The sequence below is a fragment of the Yoonia sp. genome (assembly GCF_046498525.1).
Taxonomy (GTDB): Bacteria; Pseudomonadota; Alphaproteobacteria; order Rhodobacterales; family Rhodobacteraceae; genus Yoonia.
The window spans coordinates 1-6,536 of sequence record NZ_JAWOAN010000021.1; the positions used below are offsets into that span (position 1 = coordinate 1).

The window sequence follows — 6,536 nt, forward strand, 5'->3', positions numbered from 1 at the left end:
ATGGCAGCAGAGATGGCTGGCAAAGCTAAGGGAGAAGATGTGATCGCCTGTCTTGACATGATGGTCCAGGATCAGGCTGCCGCTTCGACCATCCTGGGCAAGGCCCATGCGATGACAGACATCACAGGGTTTGGTCTGGCAGGACATTTGCGGGGAATTTGTGACGCTTCGGGTGTCGGAGCCGTGCTTGATCTGGATGCAATCCCGCTGATGGATGGTGCGTTGGAACTGTCCGGTGCCGGGGTGCGCTCGACCCTCTTCGGGGACAACCGGATCGGGGCCGGTGCGATCAATGGTAGAAGCATTGATCTGCTTTTTGATCCGCAGACGGCGGGTGGGCTTTTGGCAGCCGTTTCAGCGCGGGCAGCCGACGCCGCTGTTCGGAAGCTGCAAGACGCAGGCTATACCGCTGCAGTGATCGGCGAGATTACCGAAGGATCACAGATTACAACGCATTGACTGCGGCGGCGATAGCGTCCGCTGCGCGTTCCTGCCCCGCTTCGTCCAGCGTTTCGACTGATACTTCGGCCAATACTTCGCGTTCATCAATGCGGCGGGATTTTGCATAGGACGGGTCATAATGATCCACCATCAATGCATGGGATAAATCGACCAAAGCACCCTCTTGCGACAAGGCGATCCAGCGGTCCACCGTCGCGTGACCGCGCAGCCGCCGCAAGGGTGCCAGCTTTTCCGCTACGATTTCAGGGTCTTCGATCACTTCGCGATAGGCTCTGGCCAGATAGGCCGCCCGCGCCGCTGTGGGTACCTGAATGACGATGCGCGGTGCCGCCAACATCGCGGCCCAAACCGATGCTGGCAGTGCAATCCGTCCGATTTTGCTGCTTTCCGCCTCCACAACGACAGGCCGCGCAGGGTCCAGCTTGCTCAGCGCTACGGCAAGGCCCGTTTCAAACGCTTTCTGGGAAGGTTGTCCGCCAGGCATGCCACCCAAAAGCGATCCGCGATGGCAAGCCAGCCCTTCCAGATCAATCACCTGCACACCGCGTGCGGCAAGGCGCGGCAGGATTTCGGTCTTGGCGGTGCCGGTGTAGCCGTCCAGCAAGACGAAGCGGTGCGGCAAAGGGTCATCATAAAGACTGGCCTTCACCAAGCGCCGGAACGCCGTGTAGCCACCCTTGACGGTATCGGCCCGCCAGCCGATTTCAGACAGGAGGGTGGAAAACACACCAGAGCGTTGCCCGCCGCGCCAGCAGTAAACCAAGGGACGCCATGCGCCGTCTTTATCCATCAACGGCCCGTCGATATGATCAGCCACATTGCGAATAACCATGCCCGCGCCGATCTTGCGGCCATCAAAGGCGCTGATCTGCTTGTAGATCGTGCCGACCTCTGCCCGTTGCTCATTTGACAGGGCAGGCAGGTTGATCGCACCGGGGATGTGGTCTTGGGCAAATTCAGCAGGCGAGCGTACGTCGATCACGGTATCAAACCCGTGATTCAGGATCGCATCGAGGCTGGTGAATTCAATCGGCATTGCAAATGTCTACGGCACTTGCGCAGCAGGCAAAAGGGCGAATACCCATTGTGCGGGTCAGGTAAGGTGGAACATGTTCCACCTTATCTGTTGCGATCTTCAGACGTTGAACGTGAGAGGTTTGACCTGATTGAACAGTCCGGTGTCTTCCAGCGCCTTGATGGCAGACGCAGGCACGGGTTCATCCACATACAAAAGCGCAATCGCTTCGCCATGCTCCACGGACCGGCCCAAGGTAAAGTTTGCGATGTTCACGTTGTTTGCGCCCATCGTGGTTCCCAGTGCGCCGATGATGCCGGGGCGGTCTTCGTTGGTTGTATAGACCATGTGTTCCCCGATCTCGGCGTCGATGTTGATGCCCTTGATCTGGATGAAACGCGGTTTGCCATCGCTAAAGACCGTACCTGCCACCGAACGCTCGCGCTTTTCAGTGACCACCGTGACCTTGACGTAGCCCTCGAACGCACCGGACTGGTCCTGTTTGGTGGTTGAAACCTTGATCCCGCGCTCTTTGGCGATGACTGGCGCGCTGACCATGTTGGTGTCAGGATTCGCCTTGGTCATTATGCCCGCAATCGTCGCTGCCGTCAGCGCCTTGAGGTTCATTTCGCTGGCCTCACCGTCGAACAGAATATTGATCGCCTTGATCGGCTCATCCGTCATCTGGCCGATGAAATTGCCCAGATGCCCTGTCAGCTTGATCCACGGGCCCATGATCTTGGCTTCTTCAGCGGTGACAGATGGCATGTTGAGCGCGTTCTGCACCGCCCCTGTCAGCAGATAATCCGACATCTGTTCTGCCACTTGCAGGGCGACGTTTTCCTGTGCCTCGGTGGTGGCCGCGCCAAGGTGCGGGGTCACAACCACATTGGGCAGGTTGAACAGCGGGCTGTCAGTGGCAGGTTCGACCGCGAATACATCGAATGCGGCACCGGCCACGTGGCCGGATTTGAGCGCCTCTGCCAGCGCCTCTTCATCGACGAGACCACCACGGGCACAGTTGATAATCCGCGTGCCTTTCTTCAGTTTGGCGATGTTTTCGCGGGAAAGGATATTCTTTGTCTGATCCGTCAGCGGCACGTGCATGGTAATGAAATCAGCGCGGCCCAACAGTTCTTCCAGTTCGACTTTTTCAACACCGATCTCGGTTGCGCGCTCTTCCGATAGGAACGGATCGTAGGCTACGACTTTCATGCGCAGACCATGCGCGCGGTCGATGACAATGGAACCGATGTTGCCTGCACCGATCACGCCAAGGGTCTTGCCTGTCACTTCCACGCCCATAAAGCGTGATTTCTCCCATTTGCCCGCATGAGTCGATGCGTTCGCCTCGGGGATCTGGCGTGCAACGGCCATCATCATGGAAATCGCGTGCTCGGCGGTGGTGATCGAATTGCCGAAGGGGGTATTCATCACGATAATACCCTTCTTGGACGCCGCCGGAATATCGACGTTGTCCACACCGATCCCGGCCCGCCCGATAACCTTGAGGTTCGTGGCGGCAGCGATGATCTTCTCGGTCGCTTTGGTGGCGGACCGGATGGCCAGACCATCATATTGGCCGATCACTTCCAGCAGCTTTTCCTTGTCCTTGCCAAGGTCGGGCTGGAAATCAACGTCAATTCCGCGATCCTTGAAGATCTGCACGGCAGCAGGTGAGAGTTTGTCAGAGATAAGTACTTTGGGGGCCATTTTGCCGCTCCTTGAAAAAATTGGGTGTCTTGCGTCCCGGGTCAGGCCCGGGGCAGATGTTCATTGATTGGCGATTTCGGCTTCGAACGCCCATGCGAGCCATGGGAGCATCGCCTCGATGTCGGATGTTTCCACCGTGGCACCACACCAGATCCGCAGACCGGCGGGGGCGTCGCGGTAGGCACCGATATCCAGCGCGATCGATTCGGCCTCCAGCCGCTTGGCAATGGCCTTGGCGAAGGTGCCGCCGTCAATGATCCGGTCATCAGTGAACTTAAGGCAGACGGATGTGTTTGACCGTGTCGCGGGATCAACCGCCAGATTTTCGATCCAGTCATGCGCGGCGCAGAAATTCCAGATCGCACGTGCGTTGGCATCGGCACGATGGATCAGCGCGTCAAGCCCCCCGATGGAACGGCCCCATTTCAGCGCAACGAGGTAATCCTCGACCGCCAGCATTGATGGAGTGTTGATCGTCTCGCCGCGGAAGATGCCTTCGATCAGCTTGCCGCCTTTGGTGAGGCGGAAAATCTTAGGTAGCGGCCACGCAGGCGTATAGCTTTCCAGCCGTTCCACTGCGCGGGGGGACAGGATCAGCATACCGTGGGCAGCTTCACCGCCCATGACTTTCTGCCAGGAGAAGGTCGTCACATCCAGCTTGTCCCAAGGCAGGTCTTGCGCAAAAGCAGCAGAGGTCGCATCGCACAGCGTCAGGCCCGCGCGGTCCGCTGGGATCACATCGCCAGAGGTGACGCGCACGCCGGATGTCGTACCGTTCCACGTAAAACACACATCATTGTCATAGTTCAGCGCAGCCATATCGACGATTTCGCCATAGTCAGCGGTATGCACCGTGGCCTCGATCTTAAGTTGCTTGACCACATCGGTCACCCAACCAGCCCCAAAACTTTCCCACGCGACCATTTCAGCGGGGCGTTCGCCCAAGAGCGACCACATCGCCATTTCATAGGCGCCGGTGTCGGATGCAGGCACGATGCCGATGCGGTAATCCGCAGGCACGCCCAGAATTTCGCGCGTCAGGTCGATGGCTTCGGCCAGTTTGGCCTTGCCGATCGCAGCACGATGCGACCGACCCAGAGGGGCGTCGCCAAGTGCATCCAATTTCCAGACGGGGGGTTTGGCACAGGGGCCAGAAGAAAAACGCGGATTAGCCGGCCGCGTTGCCGGTTTGGTCATAACCATTGCTGGTATCCTCACAGATATGCGCCCTTCGTTGGGGAAGGGTGTCCCAAGTATGGGGATACGCAGCAGCTGGAAAAACAACAATAGCAAAAATCCCTCTGATCGCCGGTAAATGTAACATGGCGCAGAACACGTGTTTCCGATGGGCGCAAAAATCACGTCAATCCGAAGGGTCGCAGGTCCGTTCGAAGTAGTATGCGTCGGTCCTGAACATCGGTAATTCAAGGTGACGGTAGGAATGGATTGGCAACCCTTCTGCCTCCCTACGCCTAACGCTGTCACTGCTCACATTGTGGGGATTTTGAGTTGCAGATCAGGTGATAAAACCGCGCAAGACGAGTGTCGCCCCATTTTGCCCTAAATTCCGCCGCAATCGCAGGGGAATTTAGACGAAATCGACTCACACACGGTTTACACCCACTCGTTACCACTCACAGTATGGCGCTGCTTCTTAAGAAGCAGCGCCATTTCTTTTGTGCAGATTGACCGAAATACGCATGATTTTGCGAAGTGCAACTGCTGCCAGATCGGTGGGCAGTGCTAAACTTTTGCGTTGATCGCCGTCACAGATGCGCGCTGCGCCGAAACCTGATTGCTTAGTCGCAGCGATTGAACGTCCCTTGCAAGGACATTCTTGATGTCATTGGCGTTCATCCAGATTAAGTATTCGTCATTGGTAATCTGATGATCGGGGCCAATCCAGTTACCGGCTTCACAATGACTGTAGCCATAGCGAAGATGGGCACCTTTGGCGGCCAGTTGTTTTGGGACGAAGGCAAAAACAAAGTCGGGTTGCCAAGCTTTTTCCAGTACTTCGAAAAGCAAGCGAGACAGCAAACCAGTCGCCCCATTGCTGCGTGGCCCACCCAATCCGCGTGACGGCAACCAGAAATCTCCGCAATAGCCAACCAGACCTGTAACAATCTTGAGCGCTTCAGGGCCTTGGAAGAATGTCAGATCGGGATCTGGGGTTGTATCGGGAACAATGTATTTATGGCGATGCATATCGAGATGCTTGCCAAGAGTGACACCTGACAGATCAAGCAGTCGTACAGCTTGCGTATGAATCAACTCATCAGCTTCATTGAAACCGCAAACCCAAAAGCCGTTGGTTTCATCAATGAACGAACTGGCGGTATCAAAAAGCGGAGATATGGCGCCCCGATCACGGCATGTGCCCCGGTAATAACGGTAAAGGGAAAAATCGTCACCCACCTCAATCCGCATGCCTGCGTCTTCGAGGTCTTGTATGAGAACTGACACGTTCTTGACCATGCCAAAAATATTCCGCGCTGACATCTCCGGCTCCTTGATCTATCTTTTCAAGCTTCGCAACACTCCGACGATATTGCCAGAATTGTGTACTATGCTTTTTAACGATGTCTCAATCTAAAGCGTGATGCTTTCCGGAAATGTGGCAATAGAGTCACTTAGTTAGTCAAGGTGAGCATCGAATCCATGGTCAAGTCCGCAGTTAACCGAGGTATTTGCGCTTTGTCCAATGCCTCAATTTCGACATTTTCTGTAATCACGGCAAGAATGATCAGGCCGGGGGTCCCATCAGGAAACACGCCTCCCAGAAGCAGTCTCTGGAATGTTCCAGGCTCGGGTTCTCCGCCATTCTTTGGCAGGTATGCAAGTATATGGTCGAGCCGAACACCGCCCTCGTCGTAGATACGAGAATACGCACCCGCAGTAAATTCATCATATTCGGAGCCAGCGTCATCTTCTGTGATGAGTTTGCCGATCGCACTTTTTGACACGGTTGCGCCAAACCAGCGGGCGTAGGCAGATTCTTTACCAATGTGGACAAAAACCCAGCCTGATGGGCTCTTCCGGTAGAGCACCGAATAGGGTCGAATTTCTTCCATTGCTTCGTGTTCAATTTGGGTTCCAGCAGCGCCCCAAGCGGTAAGAGTCTTCCGCAGAAGTGCCGGGCCGTTCATAGAAATCTTCGAGACTGGGTGTTGTTGAGAATAATATACTCTTCCCTCGGCGTCAGTATACTGAAGTTTTTCAAGTCCACCCGAGGAGTTCTTCTTCAAAGAAGATTGTCCTGCCCATAAATCAAGTCGCAAGAGCAGTGCTTTGGCTTCGTCGATTGCGTCATAGCCCTGACTTGTGAGGTTATATTGACGATCAA

At 55.6% G+C, this 6,536-nt stretch carries 6 protein-coding genes; 1 reads left to right on the forward strand and 5 read right to left on the reverse strand.

Annotated elements, in window-relative coordinates; genetic code table 11:
- Nucleotides 1-459, forward strand: a 459-nt coding sequence (locus R6T97_RS01475; protein WP_410347540.1) for an AIR synthase-related protein, incomplete at its 5' end; no start/stop codon positions are given.
- Here R6T97_RS01475 and mnmH read toward each other — a convergent pair.
- The 5 genes from mnmH to R6T97_RS01500 all read right to left on the reverse strand — a co-directional run.
- Nucleotides 446-1,498, reverse strand: coding sequence for a tRNA 2-selenouridine(34) synthase MnmH (gene mnmH, locus R6T97_RS01480; protein WP_410347541.1), 1,053 nt, complete (start codon nt 1,496-1,498; stop codon nt 446-448). The two genes, R6T97_RS01475 and mnmH, sit on opposite strands and share 14 nt — an antisense overlap.
- 99 nt (nt 1,499-1,597) lie before the next feature.
- On the reverse strand, nt 1,598-3,190 hold the full coding sequence (gene serA / locus R6T97_RS01485; RefSeq protein WP_410347542.1) for a phosphoglycerate dehydrogenase: 1,593 nt from the start codon (nt 3,188-3,190) through the stop codon (nt 1,598-1,600).
- Between the two features lie 60 nt (nt 3,191-3,250).
- Nucleotides 3,251-4,393, reverse strand: a complete 1,143-nt coding sequence (locus R6T97_RS01490) for a phosphoserine transaminase (RefSeq protein WP_410347543.1) — start codon at nt 4,391-4,393, stop codon at nt 3,251-3,253.
- 540 nt (nt 4,394-4,933) lie between these two features.
- On the reverse strand, nt 4,934-5,608 hold the full coding sequence (locus R6T97_RS01495) for a hypothetical protein (RefSeq protein ID WP_410347544.1): 675 nt from the start codon (nt 5,606-5,608) through the stop codon (nt 4,934-4,936).
- 215 nt (nt 5,609-5,823) lie between these two features.
- On the reverse strand, nt 5,824-6,536 hold a 713-nt coding region (locus tag R6T97_RS01500; RefSeq protein ID WP_410347545.1), incomplete at its 5' end, for a hypothetical protein.